This window comes from Acidovorax sp. GW821-FHT11A03 (assembly GCF_058809075.1).
Genome location: NZ_JBXASG010000002.1, coordinates 40,711 through 60,403, shown reverse-complemented (window position 1 = coordinate 60,403; position 19,693 = coordinate 40,711). Strand labels below are relative to the sequence as shown.

Sequence of the window (19,693 nt, the reverse complement as noted above, 5' to 3'; positions counted from 1 at the left end):
AAGAAAATGCAAAAAATATTCAAAACTCTCATGATCGCAACAACCATTGCGCTGTCAGCGTGTGGTGGAGGTGGTGGAAGCCCGGGTGAGACCCAGGAACATTACACTATTACGTTGCGTACAGATAAGGCGCAGTTGCCGATCAATATCGCTGACACGCTGCCTGGTCTTGGTGCTTACCGACCCTACACGACAACTCTTTATGTTGAGGCTCGCAAGGGAAATTTGCCGATACCTGGTGGTGAAGATATTTTCGCATGTAATGTTGCAGGAGGTTTGGACTCCGGGGCGCTGTATTATCTGGATGGTAATTCGGAACACGAAAAAGAAGTTGATGATGGCAACGGTGGAAAAATAAAAATTCCCAATGCCTATCGAAATATCACGCTAGGATCAAATGCTGGTGGTAATTCTTTTCATTTCCATGCAGGCGATCAAGCAGGAAATGTCCGTATCACATGTACGGTTCAAGATCCCCTGGATAAGCAGCAAAAGTCAGCCAGCGTGGAGATTTCCGTTGGAGGTGCAACGGGCAAGCCTGCCAGCGTCCGTTTGGCAGCCCAAGTCAATGATATTCTGGGAACCAAGTTCAATGCGAACGGTATTCTGAATCAAATGGCCATTCAGGCGTTTGTCATGGATGACGCGAACCAGCCAACTGGTAGCACGTCGGGTTCGAATGTGCAGGTTCGTATTCTCTCGGGAACCGACGCAGCCGTAGGCGCCCGTTTGGTTGCGGGGAGCCAGAGTGGCAGTGTGCTTCAGTTGCCTTCGATTGGCGGGGTTGCACTCTTTTCGTTGCTGAGTGGCACGGAAACCGGGACGATCTTCCTGGAGATGACGGCTGATCGGGCGGATAACAATGTCAGCAATGGCATCTCGGAGCCGATGGTTGGTATTCTCCCGATTCAAGTGATGGCGGCGCGCACAATTGCGCCTACGATCGATAATAAGGATTTAGGGACTATTACTAAGGGTATACCATTCACGGCGTACTTGGAGGCGAAGAACGGTTTGCCACCCTTCACTTGGGCGGCTACTGGCCTGCCAACAGGGCTGACCGTGGATGCGAGTACGGGTATTCTGAGCGGCACGGTAAGCCAGGATGCGGCAGAGCGTGAGTACCGCGTTACGGTGACTGCCACTGATAAGAATAAAATATCTGCAACTGCCACGATTACATTCAAGGTGGTCGGCGGCCTGCCAGAAGACTTTGCCATCGGCGATTGCAACTCCACGACAGTTTGCTCGCTGGGATCTGCACCTGTCGGGAAAAACTTCACTTATTCGTTCGTTTCGTCGACAACGGGTGTGACATGGTCCTTTGCGGGCTTGCCAGCGTGGTTGACTGCCGGAACATCGCCTACAGCTGGTGTTTTGAATGGCGTACCCAAGGTGGCTAATTGTGGTAGCCAACGATTCTTGGTCACGGCGACGAAGGGGGCGACCTCGGTGACTCGCACTTTCAATGTCGACGTTGTGACGGGATCAATACCTCCTGGTGGTGTGGCGGCAGATTACACGTGCCCTTGAGTAGTTGGCCCGCCACCTCCGATAGAGAAGGAGGGTGGTGGGCAATTGGTTAGGATTTCTATGACTTCATCCCCGGCGTGTCCGGGGATTTTTTTGATTCGAGTTTTTGCCAGTGGGTGACGCCGATTTCTGGGCTTCATCGCTGGATGAAGGTTTTGGCAGTCGGGATGAAGGTCTTGTGTAACGTGGTTGGCGTACGCAAAGCCATTCGGGATGAATCTTTTTCGCTGCGAGGCTTGCTCGGAACCCTCTCGCTGTGATAGGGCCGCCGCCAGCATCTCCAGCATGCACAATAGCTTTGGCGACGAAGCATCGCGTCGTCGTAAAAATACCGTTTTTTATGTCCCTTACTGCCCAAGAAGTCGCTATTGACTTAGGTGACCGCAGCTATCGCATTGCGATTGGCGGTGGTCTATTGAGTAGTGCCACCACTTATGATGGCCTGCCGCGCGCCGGTGCCGCATTGATTGTGAGCAATACAACGGTCGCCCCGCTCTACATGGCGGCACTGAGGGCCGCGCTGTCGGAGCGCTACCCGCAGGTTCATGAGGTACGGTTGCCGGATGGCGAAGCACACAAGGACTGGCAGACCCTGCAGAAGATTTTTGATGTGCTGCTGGAGCGCGGCTGCGACCGCAAGACGGTCCTGTTTGCGCTCGGTGGTGGTGTAGTGGGTGATATGACCGGCTTCGCCGCTGCGAGCTACATGCGTGGTGTGCCATTCGTGCAGGTGCCGACCACGTTACTGGCGCAGGTGGATTCATCCGTGGGGGGCAAAACGGCGATCAACCATCCGCAGGGCAAGAACATGATCGGCGCGTTTTATCAGCCTCAGCTGGTGGTGTGCGATCTGGATGTGCTCGACACGCTGCCTCCGCGCGAACTCAGCGCGGGTCTGGCGGAAGTAATCAAGTATGGACCGATCGCGGACATGGCTTTCATGGAATGGCTTGAAGCCCATATCGATGCCCTGCTGGCGCGCGACCGCGCTGCGCTGGTCCACGCCGTGCGTCGCAGTTGTAAGATAAAGGCATGGGTGGTGGGGCAGGACGAACGTGAATCGGGCTTGCGTGCCATTCTGAATTTTGGCCATACCTTTGGACATGCGATCGAAGCCGGAATGGGATATGGCGCTTGGTTGCATGGTGAAGGTGTGGGAGCCGGTATGGTGATGGCAGCTGAGCTGTCGCATCGCCTGGGTCTTGTGGATGCGGCCTTTGTGCAGCGACTCACGGTGCTGATCGCCCGCGCTGGGCTGCCCACCCAAGGACCAGTGCTTGATTCAAACGACAACGCGGGACGCTACCTGGAGCTGATGCGCGTGGACAAGAAATCGGAAGCAGGCGAAATTCGTTTTGTCGTCATCGATGGTCCCGGCCGAGCTGCCCTGCGTTCCGCGCCCGACCGTCTGGTGCGTGACGTGATCGAGGCCTGCTGCAAGTGATACAAACGCGATGCAATTGCAATGCCGATTGCTGCTATTTTTTTGTAGCTAGAAATGCGCGATAAAGACGGAGCGCTGGCCCCCAATTGGGGGCGCAACTCGGATCTCCGCCCCTATGCTTGCGACCCCGCAGTGAGCCGTGGGCGGCGCTATCCTGAGGCAGCTGCGCCTACGCGGACGGAGTACCAGAGGGATCGGGATCGAATTGTTCACTCCACAGCGTTTCGGCGGCTGGTCTATAAGACGCAGGTTTTTCTTAACCACGAAGGCGACCTGTTCCGTACTCGCCTGACCCACTCGCTGGAAGTAGCCCAACTCGGGCGTTCCATAGCACGTTCACTGCGCATCAATGAGGATTTGGTAGAGGCCATCTCGTTGGCCCATGACCTGGGCCACACGCCCTTCGGGCATGCTGGCCAGGACGCGCTGCATGGCTGCATGGCCGAGCACGGGGGCTTCGAGCACAACCTGCAGAGCTTGCGCGTGGTGGACAAGCTGGAGGAGCGCTATCCACAGTATGACGGGCTGAATCTCACGTTCGAAACGCGGGAAGGGATTCTCAAGCATTGTTCCCGGCAGCACGCCCGGCAGCTGGAAGACGAAGAGCCCGATGGCGTCGGTGCGAGGTTCTTGCGCCACGAACAGCCGAGCCTGGAGGCACAGCTGTGCAATCTGGCAGACGAGATCGCCTACAACGCGCACGATATCGACGACGGTGTGCGCTCGGGGCTGATCACGCTGGACCAGTTGCAGGATGTGCCATTGTTCGACGAGTACCGGGCTGCTGCCGAGTCGGAGCATCCGGACCTCGCCCAGCTGCCACGCCAGCGGCGCCTGCTGTACGAGGCCATACGGCGCATGCTCAGCGCGCAGGTCTATGACGTGATCGACACCACTAGGACGGCGCTCGCACGGCATGGCCCGGCCAGCGTCGATGGAGTTCGCCAAGCCCCCGCGCTGGTGATGTTCAGTGATGGCATGCGGGAGCGCTCCCAGGTTCTCAAGCGGTTTCTTTTCAAGAATCTGTACCGCCATCCGCGTGTGATGGAGACCACGGGCCGCGCGCAGGAAGTGGTTCGCGACTTGTTCGCGGCTTACACGGTGTCGCCGCAAGAGATGAAGGCGGCTTTCGCGGAGCAGGCCTCGGCAGACCAGGGCCCGTTGAGGGCACGGGCGGTGGCGGATTTCATTGCGGGCATGACCGACCGATTTGCGGCGCGCGAACATGAGCGCCTTACTGGGCGGCGACTTCTCGACTGAGGACTGCGCGCGGCTGTGCGCATGAGGGGCGTGTCGTTGCCGGCGGAGGCTGTCGCCGGAGGCAATGGCGCCCGGTAAAATCCGCAGGCACTTCATTGCGCTTCGCGCGCCTCCCCATGACTTCATTCCCTTCCACGGCTACGGTGGGCTCCGAGGAGCCTGCCGCATTGTTCATTCGCGACACGGTCCAGTGGCTCGAGCGGGCGGTGATCGGCCTCAACCTGTGCCCCTTTGCAAAGGGCGTTCACGTGAAGGGGCAGATTCACTACGCGGTAGCGCTGACTGGGGATCTGGCAACGATTCTGGAGGTACTGCGCAGTGAACTTGCCGCCCTGGCGGCTAATCCTTCCGAGGTGCGAGACACCACGCTGCTGATCCTTCCCCATTGCCTCCATGATTTCCTGGATTTCAACGACTTCCTGGAAGAGGCAGAGGCCGTGCTGGAAGAAGTGGGCATGGAAGGCACGCTGCAGATCGCCAGCTTTCACCCGCGGTTCCAGTTTGCGGGTACGCGGGAAGACGATGTGACCAACTGCACCAACCGCTCACCCTATCCCACGTTGCACCTGCTGCGCGAAGAGAGCATCGACCGCGCTGTCGAGGTGTTCCCCGAGGCGGAAACGATCTTCGAGCGGAACATCGAGGTTTTGCAAGAACTAGGCATGTCGGGTTGGGCCGCTCTGAGCGTAGGGCCTGGGGTCTCCCTGCCGGCACCGCCAGCGGTAAAAGATACGGAGCGATGACCATGGCAATGACGAAAGCCGCGAAAGAGAAAGCTGCCCGCACCCATTCCCAGGTGCCGGGCTCCTCGGGTAGTGGTGCTGGCGCTAAGGCCAAGGCTGCCCCGACCGGGGAACTGTCCGAGCTGCGGCCCGGGCAATCTGTGGAATTGCTCAAGGAGTTGCACATCCTCACGCGCGATGGGCGCCTCAATCAGGACTCGCGGCGCAAGCTCAAGCAGGTGTACCACCTGTTCAACTTCATCGAACCACTGCTCGCAGAGCTGTCCACCACCAGCCAGGGACCCACGCTCGCAGACCATGGCGCGGGCAAGTCCTACCTGGGCTTCATCCTGTATGACCTGTATTTCAAGGCGCTCGGGCGTGGCCATATCTACGGCGTGGAGACGCGCGCCGAGCTCGTGGAAAAGTCGCGTGTGCTGGCGCACAAGCTGGGCTTTCAGCGCATGTCGTTCCTGAATGTGTCCGTGGCGGAATCCACAGGCGCAGATGAATTGCCAGCCCACATCGACGTGGTCACCGCCCTGCATGCCTGTGACACGGCCACCGACGATGCCATCGCTTTCGGCCTGCAGAAAAACGCCCGGGCCATGGTGCTGGTGCCTTGCTGCCAGGCCGAAATGGCCGCCTGCCTGCGCCAGGGCAAGGCCCTGCAGCTGGCGCGCACGCCACTGGCCGAGCTCTGGCGCCATCCGCTGCACACCCGCGAGCTGGGAAGCCAGGTCACCAATGTGCTGCGCTGCCTGTACCTGGAGGCCAGTGGCTACCAGGTCACGGTGACGGAGTTGGTGGGCTGGGAGCACAGCATGAAGAACGAGCTCATCATTGCCCGGTACACAGGCCAGAAAAAGCGCAGCGCCTCGGATCGGCTGCGCGCCATTCTGGAAGAGTTCGGGCTCGACAGGGCGCTGGGGGCGCGTTTTGGATTGAAGCCGCAGGCTGGCGATACGCCAGTGGCTGCGGACGCAGTGCCACACTAGCCTCGCACCGCACGCAGGGCTCCGCCTGGACGGGATAATCGGGGACGGATTTATGATCGCCCCCCATCCTTGCTCCCATCGACATCCATGGCCCGCCTGCCACGCCTGACCTTGCCCGGTCATCTGCACCACGTCATCCAGCGTGGAAACAACCGCCAAAGCATCTTCATCGACCACGAAGACTTCGAGACCATGCTATTGCTGCTGGCGGACAACGCTCAGAAATACGGGGTGGCTGTGCACGCCTATGTGCTGATGGACAACCACTTTCATCTGCTGGCAACTCCCACCACCGTCGATGGTTTGCCGCAGATGATGCAGGCGGTGGGGCGACGCTATGTGCAGTATTTCAACCGGCGCCATGCGCGCACGGGCACCTTGTGGGAGGGGCGCTATCGCTCCACGGTGCTGCAGCCAGAACGGTATCTGCTGCCCTGCATGGTCTACCTTGATTTGAACCCGGTGCGCGCGGGGCAGGTGGTGCAGGCTTCCGACTATGCGTGGTCGAGCCACGCCCATTGGCTGGGCTTGCGCCATGACCGCTTGCTCACGCCCCATGCCCTGTACTGGGCGCTCGGCAATACGCCGTTCGCGCGCGAGGCGGCGTACGCCGCACTGGTTCAGGCGGGCATCGGATCGCAAGAGCAGGCCGCGCTGACGTCATCCGTGCTCAGCGGCTGGGCGCTGGGCGACCCCGGCTTTGTGCAAGAGTTGCAAAAAAACACGCCGCGTCGGGTGACCCGGGGACAGGCGGGACGGCCGGCGCTTCACAATAAATCTGAATGATTCGTGGCCATGCATAAGGCCGCATCGGGTCTATGGCTACCAAAAATGATATGTCCCCAATAAAAATGATGAGCTGATCTGCGGCTATTGATTAAGAATCTGACCCTGATTAATGTGCTTGCCAAAAGATGTTGCAATGCACTAATCTTCCACTCCCTGCGAAAAATATGAGGAGTGCGCCATGACCACGGCTGCCGAGATCCAGCATCTGCAACAACACGGTTTGTATTCATCGGGTAACGAGCACGACGCCTGCGGGCTCGGCTTCGTGGCCCACATCAAGGGTGAAAAGCGCCACGACATCGTGACGCAGGCCCTGAAGATCCTGGAGAACATCGACCACCGCGGGGCGGTGGGTGCCGACAAGCTCATGGGTGACGGTGCCGGCATCCTGATCCAGATTCCCGACGCGCTGTACCGCGAGGAAATGGCGAAGCTGGGCGTCACGCTGCCCGCCGCCGGTGAATACGGCGTGGGCATGATCTTCCTGCCCAAGGAGCATGCCTCGCGCCTGGCTTGCGAGCAGGAGATGGAGCGCGCCATCAGGGCCGAAGGCCAGGTGCTGCTCGGCTGGCGCGATGTGCCGGTGAACCGCGACATGCCCATGTCGCCCACCGTGCGCAAGAAGGAGCCCATCCTGCGCCAGGTGTTCATCGGCCGTGGCAACGATGTGATCGTGCAGGACGCGCTGGAGCGCAAGCTGTACGTGATCCGCAAGACCGCCAGCGCCAACATCCAGGCGCTGAAGCTCAAGCACAGCAAAGAGTACTACGTGCCGAGCATGTCCAGCCGCACCGTGGTCTACAAGGGCCTGCTGCTGGCCGACCAGGTGGGCACCTACTACCTGGACCTGCAGGACGAGCGCTGCATCTCGGCCGTGGGCCTGGTGCACCAGCGTTTTTCCACCAACACATTCCCCGAGTGGCCCCTGGCCCACCCGTACCGCTACGTGGCGCACAACGGTGAAATCAACACCGTCAAGGGCAACTACAACTGGATGAAGGCGCGCGAAGGCGTGATGGCCTCGCCCGTGCTCGCGGCCGACCTGCAAAAGCTCTATCCCATCAGCTTCGCTGACCAGTCCGACACCGCCACGTTCGACAACTGCCTCGAACTGCTGACCATGGCCGGCTACCCCATCAGCCAGGCCGTGATGATGATGATCCCCGAGCCCTGGGAACAGCACACCACCATGGACGAGCGCCGCCGCGCCTTCTATGAATACCACGCCGCCATGCTCGAGCCCTGGGACGGCCCGGCGTCCATCGTGTTCACCGACGGCCGCCAGATCGGCGCCACGCTGGACCGCAACGGCCTGCGCCCTTCGCGCTACTGCATCACCGATGACGATCTGGTCATCATGGGCTCGGAATCCGGCGTGCTGCCCATCCCCGAGAACAAGATCGTGCGCAAATGGCGCCTGCAGCCCGGCAAGATGTTCCTGATCGACCTGGAACAGGGCCGCATGATCGACGACGACGAGCTGAAAGCCAACATCGTCAACACCAAGCCCTACAAGCAGTGGATCGAGAACCTGCGCATCAAGCTCGACAGCGTGGGCACCGACACCGCGTCCACCCCTGAGGCCGCACCCTTGCCGCTGCTCGACCGCCAGCAGGCCTTCGGCTACACGCAGGAAGACATCAAGTTCCTGATGGCCCCCATGGCCAGGAACGGCGAAGAAGGCATCGGCTCCATGGGCAACGACAGCCCGCTGGCCGTGCTCTCGGGCAAGAACAAGCCGCTGTACAACTACTTCAAGCAGCTGTTCGCGCAGGTGACGAACCCGCCGATCGACCCGATCCGCGAGGCCATCGTGATGTCGCTCAACAGCTTCATCGGCCCCAAGCCGAACCTGCTGGACATCAACCAGGTCAACCCACCGATGCGGCTCGAAGTGAGCCAGCCCGTGCTGGACTTCGCCGACATGGCCAAGCTGCGCAACATCGAGAAGTACACGCAGGGCAAGTTCAAGAGCGCCACCATCGACATCACCTACCCGCTGGACTGGGGCCGTGAGGGCGTGGAAGCCAAGCTCGCCTCGCTGTGCGCGCAGGCCGTGGACGCCATCAAGGGCGGCGCCAACATCCTGATCGTCAGCGACCGTGCCGTGAGCGCCACCCAGGTGGCCATCCCCGCGCTGCTGGCCCTGTCGGCCATCCACCAGCATCTGGTGGGCGCAGGCCTGCGCACCACGGCCGGCCTGGTGGTCGAGACCGGCACCGCGCGCGAAGTGCACCACTTCGCCGTGCTGGGCGGCTACGGCGCCGAGGCCGTGCACCCCTACCTGGCCATGGAAACCCTGGCCGACATGCACAAGGACCTCGCGGGCGACCTGTCGGCCGACAAGGCCATCTACAACTACGTCAAGGCCATCGGCAAGGGCCTGTCCAAGATCATGTCCAAGATGGGCGTGAGCACGTACATGAGCTACTGCGGTGCCCAGCTGTTCGAGGCCATCGGCCTGAACACGGAAACCGTGGGCAAGTACTTCACCGGCACCGCCAGCCGCGTGGAAGGCATCGGCGTCTTCGAGATCGCCGAGGAAGCCATCCGCATGCACAAGGCCGCCTTCGGTGACGACCCGGTGCTCGAGACCATGCTGGACGCCGGTGGCGAATATGCCTGGCGCGCCCGTGGCGAAGAGCACATGTGGAGCCCCGATGCGATCGCCAAGCTGCAGCACAGCACGCGCGCCAACAACTGGAACACGTACAAGGAATACGCACAGATCATCAACGACCAGAGCAAGCGCCACATGACGCTGCGCGGCCTGTTCGAGTTCAAGATCGACCCTGCCAAGGCCATCCCCGTGGACGAGGTCGAGCCCGCCAAGGAAATCGTCAAGCGCTTCGCCACGGGCGCCATGTCCCTGGGCTCCATCTCCACCGAGGCGCATGCCACGCTGGCCGTGGCCATGAACCGCATCGGCGGCAAGAGCAACACCGGCGAGGGCGGCGAGGACGCCGCGCGCTACCGCAACGAACTCAAGGGCATCCCGATCAAGCAGGGCGATACGCTCAAGAGCGTGATCGGCGCCGAGAACGTCGAAGTCGACCTGCCCCTGCAGGATGGCGACTCCCTGCGCAGCCGCATCAAGCAGGTGGCTTCGGGCCGCTTCGGGGTCACGGCCGAATACCTGTCGTCGGCCGACCAGATCCAGATCAAGATGGCCCAGGGCGCCAAGCCCGGCGAAGGCGGCCAGCTGCCTGGCGGCAAGGTCTCCAACTACATCGGCAAGCTGCGCCACAGCGTGCCCGGCGTGGGCCTGATCTCGCCCCCGCCGCACCATGACATCTACTCCATCGAAGATCTGGCCCAGCTCATCCACGACCTGAAGAACGTGGCGCCGCACGCCAGCATCAGCACCAAGCTGGTGTCCGAAGTCGGCGTGGGCACCATCGCCGCAGGTGTGACCAAGTGCAAGAGCGACCACCTCGTGATCGCCGGCCATGACGGCGGCACGGGCGCATCGCCCTGGTCGTCCATCAAGCATGCTGGCGGCCCCTGGGAGATCGGCCTGGCCGAAACCCAGCAGACCCTGGTGCTCAACCGTCTGCGCGGCCGCGTGCGCGTGCAGGCCGACGGCCAGATGAAGACTGGCCGCGACGTCGCCATCGGCGCGTTGCTCGGTGCCGACGAGTTCGGTTTCGCCACGGCACCCCTGGTGGTCGAGGGCTGCATCATGATGCGCAAGTGCCACCTGAACACCTGCCCGGTGGGTGTGGCCACGCAGGACCCCGCGCTGCGCGCCAAGTTCTCGGGCAAGCCCGAGCACGTGGTCAACTACTTCTTCTTCATCGCCGAGGAAGTGCGCCAGATCATGGCCCAGCTGGGCATCCGCAAGTTCGACGACCTGATCGGCCGCACCGATCTGCTCGACATGCGCCAGGGACTGGAACACTGGAAGGCACGTGGCCTGGACTTCAGCCGCCTGTTCGCCCAGCCCAACGTGCCCGCCGATGTGCCGCGCTTCCACGTGGATGTGCAGGACCACAACATCGAGCACACGCTGGACCGCAAGCTCATCGAGCGCAGCAAGCCCGCCATTGAAAAGGGCGAGCGCGTGCAGTTCATCGAGGTGGCGCGCAACGTGAACCGCTCCGTGGGCGCCATGCTCTCCGGTGCCGTGACACGCGTGCACCCTGAGGGCCTGCCGGACGACACCATCCGCATCCAGCTCGAAGGCACGGGCGGGCAGTCGTTCGGCGCGTTCCTCACGCGCGGCATCACGCTGTACCTGATCGGCGACGCCAACGACTACACGGGCAAGGGCCTGTCGGGCGGCCGCGTGATCGTGCGCCCCAGCATCGACTTCCGCGGCGACGCGGTGCGCAACACCATCGTGGGGAACACCGTGATGTACGGTGCCACCACGGGTGAAGCCTTCTTCAGCGGCGTGGCGGGCGAGCGCTTCGCGGTGCGCCTGTCGGGTGCCACGGCGGTGGTCGAAGGCACGGGCGACCACGGCTGCGAGTACATGACCGGCGGCACGGTGGTGGTGCTGGGCAAGACGGGCCGCAACTTCGCCGCGGGCATGAGCGGCGGCGTGGCCTATGTCTATGACGAGGACGGCCAGTTCGACACGCGCTGCAACATGGCCATGGTCAGCCTGGAGCGCATCCTTCCGGCTGAAGAGCAGAAGGCCAGCGTGCCCCGCGCCATCTGGCACAACGGCCAGACCGACGAGGCGCAGCTCAAGAAGCTGCTGGAGGACCACAACCGCTGGACGGGCAGCAAGCGTGCGCGCGAGCTCCTGGACAACTGGGCGGCATCGCGCAGCAAGTTCGTCAAGGTCTTCCCGACCGAGTACAAGCGTGCGTTGGCTGAAATTTATGAACGAAAAGTGCTGGAGGAGTCCGCTACGCCAGCGGTAGCTGCTACCAAAAAAGAAGCGGTCTCCGCCAAGTAAGGCGATGCCGCAGAGACCAGCACAGCATTCATAGACAAGGACATCGTCATGGGAAAAACTACCGGCTTCATGGAATACGAGCGCATCGAAGAGGGCTACAAGCCCGTGCCCGAGCGCTTGAAGCACTACAAGGAATTCGTCATCGGCCTCGACGAGAGCCAGGCTAAGGTGCAGGGCGCGCGCTGCATGGACTGCGGCACGCCGTTCTGCAACAACGGCTGTCCGGTCAACAACATCATTCCGGACTTCAACGACCTGGTGTACCACCAGGACTGGAAGAGCGCGATCGAGGTGCTGCACAGCACCAACAACTTCCCCGAGTTCACCGGTCGCATCTGCCCGGCGCCTTGCGAGGCGGCCTGCGTGCTCAACGTGAACGACGACGCCGTGGGCATCAAGTCCATCGAGCACGCCATCATCGACCGGGCCTGGGACGAAGGCTGGGTGCAGGCGCGTCCTGCCAAGCACCAGACCGGCAAGAAAGTGGCCGTGGTGGGCTCGGGCCCAGCCGGCATGGCGGCCGCGCAGCAACTGGCGCGCGCCGGACACAGCGTCACGCTGTTCGAGAAGAATGACCGCGTGGGCGGCTTGCTGCGCTACGGCATCCCGGACTTCAAGATGGAGAAGTCGCACATCGACCGCCGCGTCAAGCAGCTCGAAGCCGAAGGCGTGGTCATTCGCACCAGCGTGTTCGTGGGCGCGCCCAAGGACGGCCTGGGCAAGGGCTCCAAGGTCACCAACTGGGCCAAGGAAACCGTCACGCCCGAGCAACTCCACAAGGAGTTCGACGCCGTGCTGCTGACCGGCGGCGCCGAGCAGTCGCGCGACCTGCCCGTGCCGGGCCGCGACCTCGACGGCATCCACTTCGCCATGGAATTCCTGCCCCAGCAGAACAAGGTCAACGCGGGCGACAAGCTCAAGGGACAGCTGCGCGCCGACGGCAAGCACGTCATCGTGATCGGCGGCGGCGACACCGGCAGCGACTGCGTGGGCACGAGCAACCGTCACGGTGCGGCGAGCGTCACGCAGTTCGAGCTGATGCCCCAGCCCCCCGAAGAAGAAAACCGCCCCATGACCTGGCCCTACTGGCCGATCAAGCTGCGCACCAGCTCCAGCCATGAAGAGGGCTGCGAGCGCGAGTTCGCGATCTCCACCAAGGAGTTCATCGGCGACGGGAAAGACGGAAAGTCCGGCAAGGTCACCGGCCTCAAGACCGTGCGCGTCGAGTGGAAGGACGGCAAGATGGTTGAGGTGGCCGGCTCCGAGCAGATCCTCAAGGCGGACCTCGTGCTGCTGGCCATGGGCTTCGTGAGCCCCGTGGCTGCCGTGCTGGAGGCGTTTGGCGTGGACAAGGATGCCCGCGGCAACGCCCGCGCCACCACGGACTTCGATGGCGGCTACGCGACCAACGCGCCCAAGGTGTTTGCCGCCGGCGACATCCGCCGGGGCCAGTCGCTGGTGGTGTGGGCCATTCGTGAAGGCCGCCAGGCCGCCCGTGCCGTGGATGAGTTCCTGATGGGATATTCCGACCTGCCGCGCTGAGGCAGTGTCGCACTGCAACAACGGCGCCCTGGGGCGCCGTTTTTTTTTGCCCGAGGGAGCGGCAGCGCCACCGGCGCGGCCAGGACGCCCGTCGGTCAGGGCCTTGGAGCAGAGCGCAGCGGATGGCGGCCTTTATTGGCACAATCGGTGCCTGTCAATCCGGGGTTGCCGCACGCGGGATAGCTTCCGTGGCCCCGCCGGCGGCGGCGTTGAAACGCAAACATACATGAATGTATGTTTCTTCAGCTACCATCGCCGCTGTGTGAGCGCAGCATGTTCCCATGCGTCGCGGCCGCCCGTTCTCCGGATTTCCGAACCCCTTCCATTGCATGCCTGAGTCTTCCTGCCTTGCCGAATTGCGCAATGTCACGTTCTCCTACGGTGACCGCGTCATCCTGCGCGACGTGACATTGGCGGTGCCCAGGGGCAAGGTGACGGCGCTGATGGGTGCCTCCGGAGGGGGCAAGACCACGGTGCTGCGCCTGATCGGCGGCCAGCAGCGCGCGCAGGCTGGCCAGGTGCTCCTGAATGGCGACGACGTGGGGCGCATGGACACCCACCAGCTCTATGCAGCGCGCCGCCGCATGGGCATGCTGTTCCAGTTCGGGGCGCTGTTCACGGATCTGAGCGTGTTCGAGAACGTGGCGTTCCCGCTGCGCGAGCACACCGACCTGTCCGAGGCGCTGATCCGGGACGTGGTGCTGATGAAGCTCCATGCCGTGGGCCTGCGCGGCGCGCGCGACCTGATGCCCAGCCAGATTTCCGGGGGCATGGCGCGGCGCGTGGCGCTGGCGCGTGCCATTGCGCTGGACCCCGAACTGGTGATGTATGACGAGCCGTTTGCGGGGCTGGACCCCATTTCCCTGGGGACGGCGGCGCAGCTGATCCGTCAGCTCAACGATGCCCTGGGCCTCACGAGCATCGTGGTCTCGCACGACCTGGAAGAGACCTTCCGGCTTGCGGACCATGTGATCATTCTGGGCGCGGGCGTGGTGGCCGCGCAGGGCACGCCCGATGAGGTGCGGGCGAGCACCGACCCGCTGGTCCACCAGTTCGTGAACGCGCTGCCGACCGGGCCCGTGCCGTTTCACTACGCGGGCCCGACCGTGGAGCAGGACTTCGGTCCGTTCGGGGGGCGGGTGCTATGAGCTGGTACAAGCCGTCCGACGTGGGCTTCGCCGTGCGCCAGAAACTGTCCGATATCGGCATGGCCGCCCGCCTGTTCGCGCGGCTGCTGCAGCTGGCGGGCGCGGCCTTCATGCGGCCGTCGCTGGTGCGCGACCAGATCCATTTTCTGGGCAACTACTCGCTGGCCATCATCGCGGTGTCGGGCCTGTTCGTGGGTTTTGTCCTGGGCCTGCAGGGCTACTACACGCTGCAGCGGTACGGGGCTTCCGAAGCCCTGGGGATGCTGGTGGCGCTGTCGCTGGTGCGTGAGCTCGGGCCCGTGGTGACGGCCCTGCTGTTCGCCGGCCGCGCGGGCACCTCGCTCACGGCCGAGATCGGCCTCATGCGCGCGGGTGAGCAGCTTTCCGCCATGGAGATGATGGCCGTGGACCCGGTGCGCCGCATCCTCGCGCCGCGGTTCTGGGCCGGTGTGATCACCATGCCCCTGCTGGCGGCGGTGTTCAGCGCCGTGGGGGTGGCTGGCGGGTGGATCGTGGGCGTGCTCATGATCGGCGTCGACCACGGGGCGTTCTGGAGCCAGATGCAGGGCGGCGTGGACGTCTGGCGCGATCTGGGCAACGGCGTGATCAAGAGCGTGGTCTTCGGCTTCACCGTCACGTTCGTGGCGCTGCTGCAGGGGTATGCCGCCAAGCCCACGCCCGAAGGCGTGGCGCGCGCCACTACCCGCACGGTGGTCATGGCGTCCCTGGCCGTGCTGGCGCTGGACTTCGTGCTCACGGCCCTGATGTTCAGTATCTGAGGCGGGCCCGAAAAGCCGCCGGAGTGGAGAAATCAAACAATGCAACCATCCAAAAACGATCTCTGGGTAGGGCTGTTCGTCATGCTCGGCACGGTGGCGCTGGTCTTCCTGGCGCTGCAGTCGGCCAACCTGCTGAGCCTGAACTTCCAGCCCGGCTACCGCATCACCGCGCGCTTTGACAACATTGGCGGCCTCAAGCCCCAGGCCGCGGTGCGCGGTGCCGGCGTGGTGGTGGGCCGTGTGGAGTCCATCACGTTCGACGACAAGACCTACCAGGCGCGGGTGACGCTGGCGATGGAAAACCGCTACGCTTTCCCCAAGGACAGCTCCCTCAAGATCCTCACCAGCGGCCTGCTGGGTGAACAGTACATCGGCATCGAGGCCGGTGCCGACGAGAAGAACCTGGTGGCGGGCGACATGGTCACCGCCACGCAGTCGGCCGTAGTCCTCGAGAACCTGATCGGACAATTCCTCTACAACAAGGCCGAAGACGGCAGCAACAGCAAGCCCGCAGGGGCAGGTGACAAGAAATGACGACGATGACCAAGCTTTCCCAACCCGCCGCCCGCGCCGCCGCGTGGCTGGCCTTTCTGCTGGGAGCGGCACTGCTCACGGGCTGCGCCACGGTGGCCAACCCGGACCCGCGCGACCCGCTGGAGTCCTACAACCGCAGCATGACCAACTTCAACGAGCAGGTCGATGCGATGGTGCTCAAGCCGGTGGCGATTGCCTACAAGGAAGCCACGCCCGCACCGGTGCGCACGGGCGTCAGCAACTTCTTCGCCAACGTGGGAGATGTGTGGTCGTTCGTGAACAACGTGCTGCAATTGCGGGCGGAAGCCGCCGCGTCCACCTTCATGCGCGTCAACGTGAACACCTTCATGGGCCTGGGCGGCGTGCTCGATATCGCCAGCGAACTGGGCATCGACCGCTACAAGCAGGATTTCGGCCTCACGCTGGGGTACTGGGGCATGGGCACGGGCCCGTACCTGGTGCTGCCGATCCTGGGCCCCTCCACCGTGCGCGACACGCTGGCCCTGCCCGTCGACTGGAAGGGCAACGCGGTGAGCTATGTGGACCCGGTATCGGCCCGCAATGCGCTGTATGCACTGCGTGCCGTGGACGTGCGCGCCAACCTGCTGCGCGCGGGGTCCGTGCTCGACAGCGCCGCCCTGGACAAGTACAGCTTCACCCGCGACGTGTTCCTGCAGGTGCGCAGCCAGCAGCAGGCGGGCACGGCGCAAAATGGCGACGACAAGGACGAGCGCAACGCCAATGATGGCGTGCTGCCCGAAGAGCCTCCGCGCTGAGGCGGCGGCGCAATCCGTGGCGGGCCGTGTCCGGGGCAGGCGTGTTGCACTTGCTTGCAATCCGCAACCCGCGCGACGCACGGGGCCTGCGCTGGCCGCCCACAATGAATGAACGCCGGGTGCCACCGGCGCCCGCAGCTCCCGAGAAAGTAGAAGACATCATGACGATGAACCGACGTACCCTGGGCCACATGGCCCTGTGCCTGACGGCCGTGGCCGCGCTGGGCGCCGCGCCCCTGGCCGCCCTGGCCGCGGATGAAGCTCCCGATGCGCTGATCAAGCGCCTGTCGGCCGATGTGCTCAGCACCGTGAAGGCGGACAAGGCCATCCAGAGCGGCGACCTGGCAAAGATCATCGCGCTGGTGGACAAGACCGTGATGCCCAACGTGAACTTCCGCCGCATGACCGCCGCGGCGGTGGGCCCCGGCTGGCGCCAGGCCACCCCCGAGCAGCAAAAGCGCCTGCAGGACGAGTTCAAGATCCTGCTGGTGCGCACCTACGCGGGGGCGCTGGCGCAGGTGAACGACCAGACCATCCAGGTCAAGCCCCTGCGGGCCGCCCCGGAGGACAAGGACGTGCTGGTGCGTACCGAAATCGTCGGCCGTGGCGATCCGATCCAGCTGGACTACCGGCTGGAAAAAACCCCCGGCGACGGTGCGGGATGGAAAATCTACAACCTGAACGTGCTGGGCGTGTGGCTGGTGGAAACCTACCGCGGCCAGTTCGCGCAGGAGATCAACGCCAAGGGAATCGACGGCCTGATCGAGACCCTGGTGGCCCGCAACAAGAGCAATGCCGGCGCCAAGGGCTGAAATGGCACACCGGTTTCATGCGCCGCGGCCGGCGTGCGGCACCACGGGGCACTGACATGCTGGTATTGCCCGCCGAACTGACCCACCGCCAGGCCACGGTGTGCCTGCACATGCTGCTGCAGGGCCTGAAGGCGCACCGCGAGCCCTGCGTCATGGTGGATGCCCATGCACTGGCGGTGTTTGACACGTCGGTGCTGGCGGTGCTGCTCGAATGCCGGCGCGAAGCGATCGACGATGGCAAGACCTTTGCCGTCCAAGGCCTGCCCGCCGCCCTGCGCAGCCTGGCGGGGCTGTATGGCGTGGGCACGCTGCTCGCGCCCGCGTCCTGACAGCGGCGGCAGGCCGGGCCGGCGACGGCCCAGGGGCCGTGCCAGACCCCGGTCGGCGCTCTTTGGTGCAAGGCCGTAAAATCAGGGGCTTCATGCCCGCAGTCTCATTCCAAGCCATCTCCAAGACCTTTGCCACGCCCAAAGGCCCTTTCCAGGCACTGAACCAGGTCAGCCTGGACATCGAGGAGGGCGAGTTCTTCGGGCTCCTGGGCCCCAACGGTGCCGGCAAGACCACCCTCATCAGCATTCTCGCGGGCCTGGCCCGTGCCAGCAGCGGCCGTGTGCTGGTGCAGGGCAGCGACGTGCAGGCCGACTTTGCCCAGGCGCGCCGCAAGCTGGGCGTTGTGCCGCAGGAGCTGGTGTTCGACCCTTTCTTCAACGTGCGCGAGTCGCTGCGCATCCAGTCCGGCTACTTCGGCGTGAAGAACAACGAAGCCTGGATCGACGAACTGCTGGAAAACCTGGGCCTGGCCGACAAGGCCACGGCCAACATGCGCCAGCTGTCGGGCGGCATGAAGCGCCGCGTGCTCGTGGCGCAGGCGCTGGTGCACAAGCCACCCATCATCGTGCTCGACGAGCCCACTGCGGGCGTGGACGTGGAGTTGCGCCAGACGCTCTGGCATTTCGTGGCGCGCCTGAACAAGGAAGGCCACACCGTGCTGCTGACCACGCACTATCTGGAAGAAGCCGAGGCCCTGTGTGGCCGCATCGCCATGCTCAAGTCGGGCCGCATCGTGGCCCTGAACCGCACGAGCGAGCTGTTGCAGGCGGCCTCCGGCAGTATCCTGCAGTTCAAGACCGATGCGGTCCTGCCGCCTTCGCTCAACGCGCTCGCCCGCGTCACGGGCCGCATCGTGCAGTTGCCCGCGCACGACGCGGCCGAGATCGAAAGCCATCTGGCCGCGCTGCGGGTGGCGGGCGTGGACGTGCATGACATGGAGATCCGCCGGCCCGACCTGGAAGACGTTTTCCTGCAGGTGATGTCGGGCACCTCGGCATCCAATATTCCTCTGGCGGGGGTGGAGGCTGCCGCAGCGCCGGGCCGCCCCAGGCAGGGCGCAGTCCCCTTGGGGGGCGGCGCGGAGACCGCAGTGCCGAGCGTGGGAGCACAACGATGACCGGCTGGCAGACCCTGTTCTACAAGGAGGTGCTGCGCTTCTGGAAGGTGAGCTTCCAGACCGTGGCCGCGCCCGTGCTCACGGCCGTGCTGTACCTGCTGATCTTTGGCCACGTGCTCGAAGACCATGTGAAGGTCTACGACCGCATCAGCTACACCGCCTTCCTGGTGCCGGGCCTCGTGATGATGAGCGTGCTGCAGAACGCCTTCGCCAACAGCTCGTCGAGCCTGATCCAGAGCAAGATCATGGGCAGCCTGGTGTTCGTGCTGCTCACGCCGCTGTCGCACTGGGCCTGGTTCCTGGCCTATGTGGGCTCGTCCATCGTGCGCGGGCTGGTGGTGGGGCTGGGGGTGTTCATCGTCACGCTGGCGTTCGCCCGGCCCGAGTTCGCCGCGCCGCTGTGGATTCTTGCGTTCGCCTTCCTGGGGGCGGCCTTGCTGGCCACGCTGGGGCTGATTGCCGGGCTGTGGGCCGACAAGTTCGACCAGCTCGCGGCGTTCCAGAACTTCGTGGTGGTGCCGATGACGTTCCTCTCGGGCGTGTTCTATTCCATCCAGTCGCTGCCGCCCTTCTGGCAGACCGTGAGCCACCTCAACCCGTTCTTCTACATGATCGACGGTTTCCGCTACGGCTTCTTTGGCCAGAGCGATACCTCGCCGTGGCTCAGTCTCTCCATCGTGGGCGTGGCCTGGCTGGCCGTGAGTGCCCTGGCGGTCCACCTGCTGCGCACCGGCTACAAAATTCGGAATTGACATGACCGCAGACCAACTCAAAGACATCATCGCCGCCGGCCTGGCCTGCGAGCACATCGCGCTCGAGGGTGACGGCCGCCACTGGTACGCCACCATCGTCTCGGCCGAGTTCGAGGGCCGGCGCGCCATCCAGCGGCACCAGCGCGTGTACGCCACGCTGGGCGCCAAAATGCACACCGACGAGGTGCATGCGCTGTCGATGAAGACCTTCACGCCCGCTGAATGGGCCGCGCAGCCCCGGTGATTGC

17 protein-coding genes are annotated in these 19,693 nt (G+C 63.8%); all 17 read left to right on the top strand.

What is annotated here, in order from left to right:
• The first annotated feature begins 6 nt into the window (after window positions 1-6).
• The 17 genes from AC1RVY_RS04060 to AC1RVY_RS03980 all read left to right on the top strand — a co-directional run bounded on the left by AC1RVY_RS04060 (window position 7) and on the right by AC1RVY_RS03980 (window position 19,689).
• Entirely contained in the window at window positions 7-1,533 is a 1,527-nt protein-coding gene (locus AC1RVY_RS04060; protein ID WP_492805424.1) for an Ig domain-containing protein, read from the top strand.
• Between the two features lie 340 nt (window positions 1,534-1,873).
• Window positions 1,874-2,977 carry a 3-dehydroquinate synthase gene (gene aroB / locus AC1RVY_RS04055; RefSeq protein WP_492805422.1) on the top strand — a complete coding sequence of 368 codons (1,104 nt, stop codon included), beginning with the start codon at window positions 1,874-1,876 and terminating at the stop codon, window positions 2,975-2,977.
• 54 nt (window positions 2,978-3,031) lie between these two features.
• Window positions 3,032-4,237, top strand: a complete 1,206-nt coding sequence (locus tag AC1RVY_RS04050) for a deoxyguanosinetriphosphate triphosphohydrolase (RefSeq protein ID WP_492805420.1) — start codon at window positions 3,032-3,034, stop codon at window positions 4,235-4,237.
• A gap of 116 nt (window positions 4,238-4,353) precedes the next feature.
• Window positions 4,354-4,980: a DUF1415 domain-containing protein gene (locus AC1RVY_RS04045; RefSeq protein WP_492805419.1), complete on the top strand. Its 627-nt coding sequence runs from the start codon at window positions 4,354-4,356 to the stop codon at window positions 4,978-4,980.
• Window positions 4,981-4,988: 8 nt separating this feature from the next.
• Window positions 4,989-5,957, top strand: a complete 969-nt coding sequence (locus AC1RVY_RS04040) for a class I SAM-dependent methyltransferase (RefSeq protein WP_492805958.1) — start codon at window positions 4,989-4,991, stop codon at window positions 5,955-5,957.
• An 87-nt stretch (window positions 5,958-6,044) separates the two neighbouring features.
• Window positions 6,045-6,743, top strand: coding sequence for a transposase (locus AC1RVY_RS04035; protein ID WP_492805418.1), 699 nt, complete (start codon window positions 6,045-6,047; stop codon window positions 6,741-6,743).
• Between the two features lie 181 nt (window positions 6,744-6,924).
• A complete protein-coding gene (locus AC1RVY_RS04030) occupies window positions 6,925-11,655 on the top strand; it encodes a glutamate synthase-related protein (protein ID WP_492805416.1) in 4,731 nt (1,576 codons plus the stop codon).
• A 48-nt stretch (window positions 11,656-11,703) separates the two neighbouring features.
• On the top strand, window positions 11,704-13,197 hold the full coding sequence (locus tag AC1RVY_RS04025) for a glutamate synthase subunit beta (RefSeq protein WP_218293429.1): 1,494 nt from the start codon (window positions 11,704-11,706) through the stop codon (window positions 13,195-13,197).
• A 329-nt stretch (window positions 13,198-13,526) separates the two neighbouring features.
• On the top strand, window positions 13,527-14,345 hold the full coding sequence (locus AC1RVY_RS04020) for an ABC transporter ATP-binding protein (protein ID WP_492805415.1): 819 nt from the start codon (window positions 13,527-13,529) through the stop codon (window positions 14,343-14,345).
• A complete protein-coding gene (mlaE, locus tag AC1RVY_RS04015; protein ID WP_492244425.1) occupies window positions 14,342-15,124 on the top strand; it encodes a lipid asymmetry maintenance ABC transporter permease subunit MlaE in 783 nt (260 codons plus the stop codon). Before AC1RVY_RS04020 ends, mlaE begins: the two co-directional genes overlap by 4 nt.
• Window positions 15,125-15,163: 39 nt before the next feature.
• Window positions 15,164-15,658 carry an outer membrane lipid asymmetry maintenance protein MlaD gene (gene mlaD, locus AC1RVY_RS04010; protein ID WP_218293432.1) on the top strand — a complete coding sequence of 165 codons (495 nt, stop codon included), beginning with the start codon at window positions 15,164-15,166 and terminating at the stop codon, window positions 15,656-15,658.
• A 5-nt stretch (window positions 15,659-15,663) separates the two neighbouring features.
• Window positions 15,664-16,434, top strand: coding sequence for an MlaA family lipoprotein (locus AC1RVY_RS04005; RefSeq protein WP_370627806.1), 771 nt, complete (start codon window positions 15,664-15,666; stop codon window positions 16,432-16,434).
• Window positions 16,435-16,595: 161 nt separating this feature from the next.
• The gene (locus AC1RVY_RS04000; protein WP_218340335.1) at window positions 16,596-17,246 is read left to right on the top strand and encodes an MlaC/ttg2D family ABC transporter substrate-binding protein; all 651 of its coding nucleotides are present in this window, start codon (window positions 16,596-16,598) and stop codon (window positions 17,244-17,246) included.
• Window positions 17,247-17,263: 17 nt separating this feature from the next.
• Window positions 17,264-17,575, top strand: a complete 312-nt coding sequence (locus tag AC1RVY_RS03995; RefSeq protein WP_492805413.1) for an STAS domain-containing protein — start codon at window positions 17,264-17,266, stop codon at window positions 17,573-17,575.
• Between the two features lie 92 nt (window positions 17,576-17,667).
• Entirely contained in the window at window positions 17,668-18,693 is a 1,026-nt protein-coding gene (locus tag AC1RVY_RS03990; protein ID WP_218293436.1) for an ABC transporter ATP-binding protein, read from the top strand.
• Window positions 18,690-19,445, top strand: coding sequence for an ABC transporter permease (locus AC1RVY_RS03985; protein ID WP_218293437.1), 756 nt, complete (start codon window positions 18,690-18,692; stop codon window positions 19,443-19,445). Before AC1RVY_RS03990 ends, AC1RVY_RS03985 begins: the two co-directional genes overlap by 4 nt.
• A gap of 1 nt (window position 19,446) precedes the next feature.
• Window positions 19,447-19,689: a BolA family protein gene (locus AC1RVY_RS03980; RefSeq protein ID WP_218293438.1), complete on the top strand. Its 243-nt coding sequence runs from the start codon at window positions 19,447-19,449 to the stop codon at window positions 19,687-19,689.
• Window positions 19,690-19,693 lie beyond the last annotated feature (4 nt).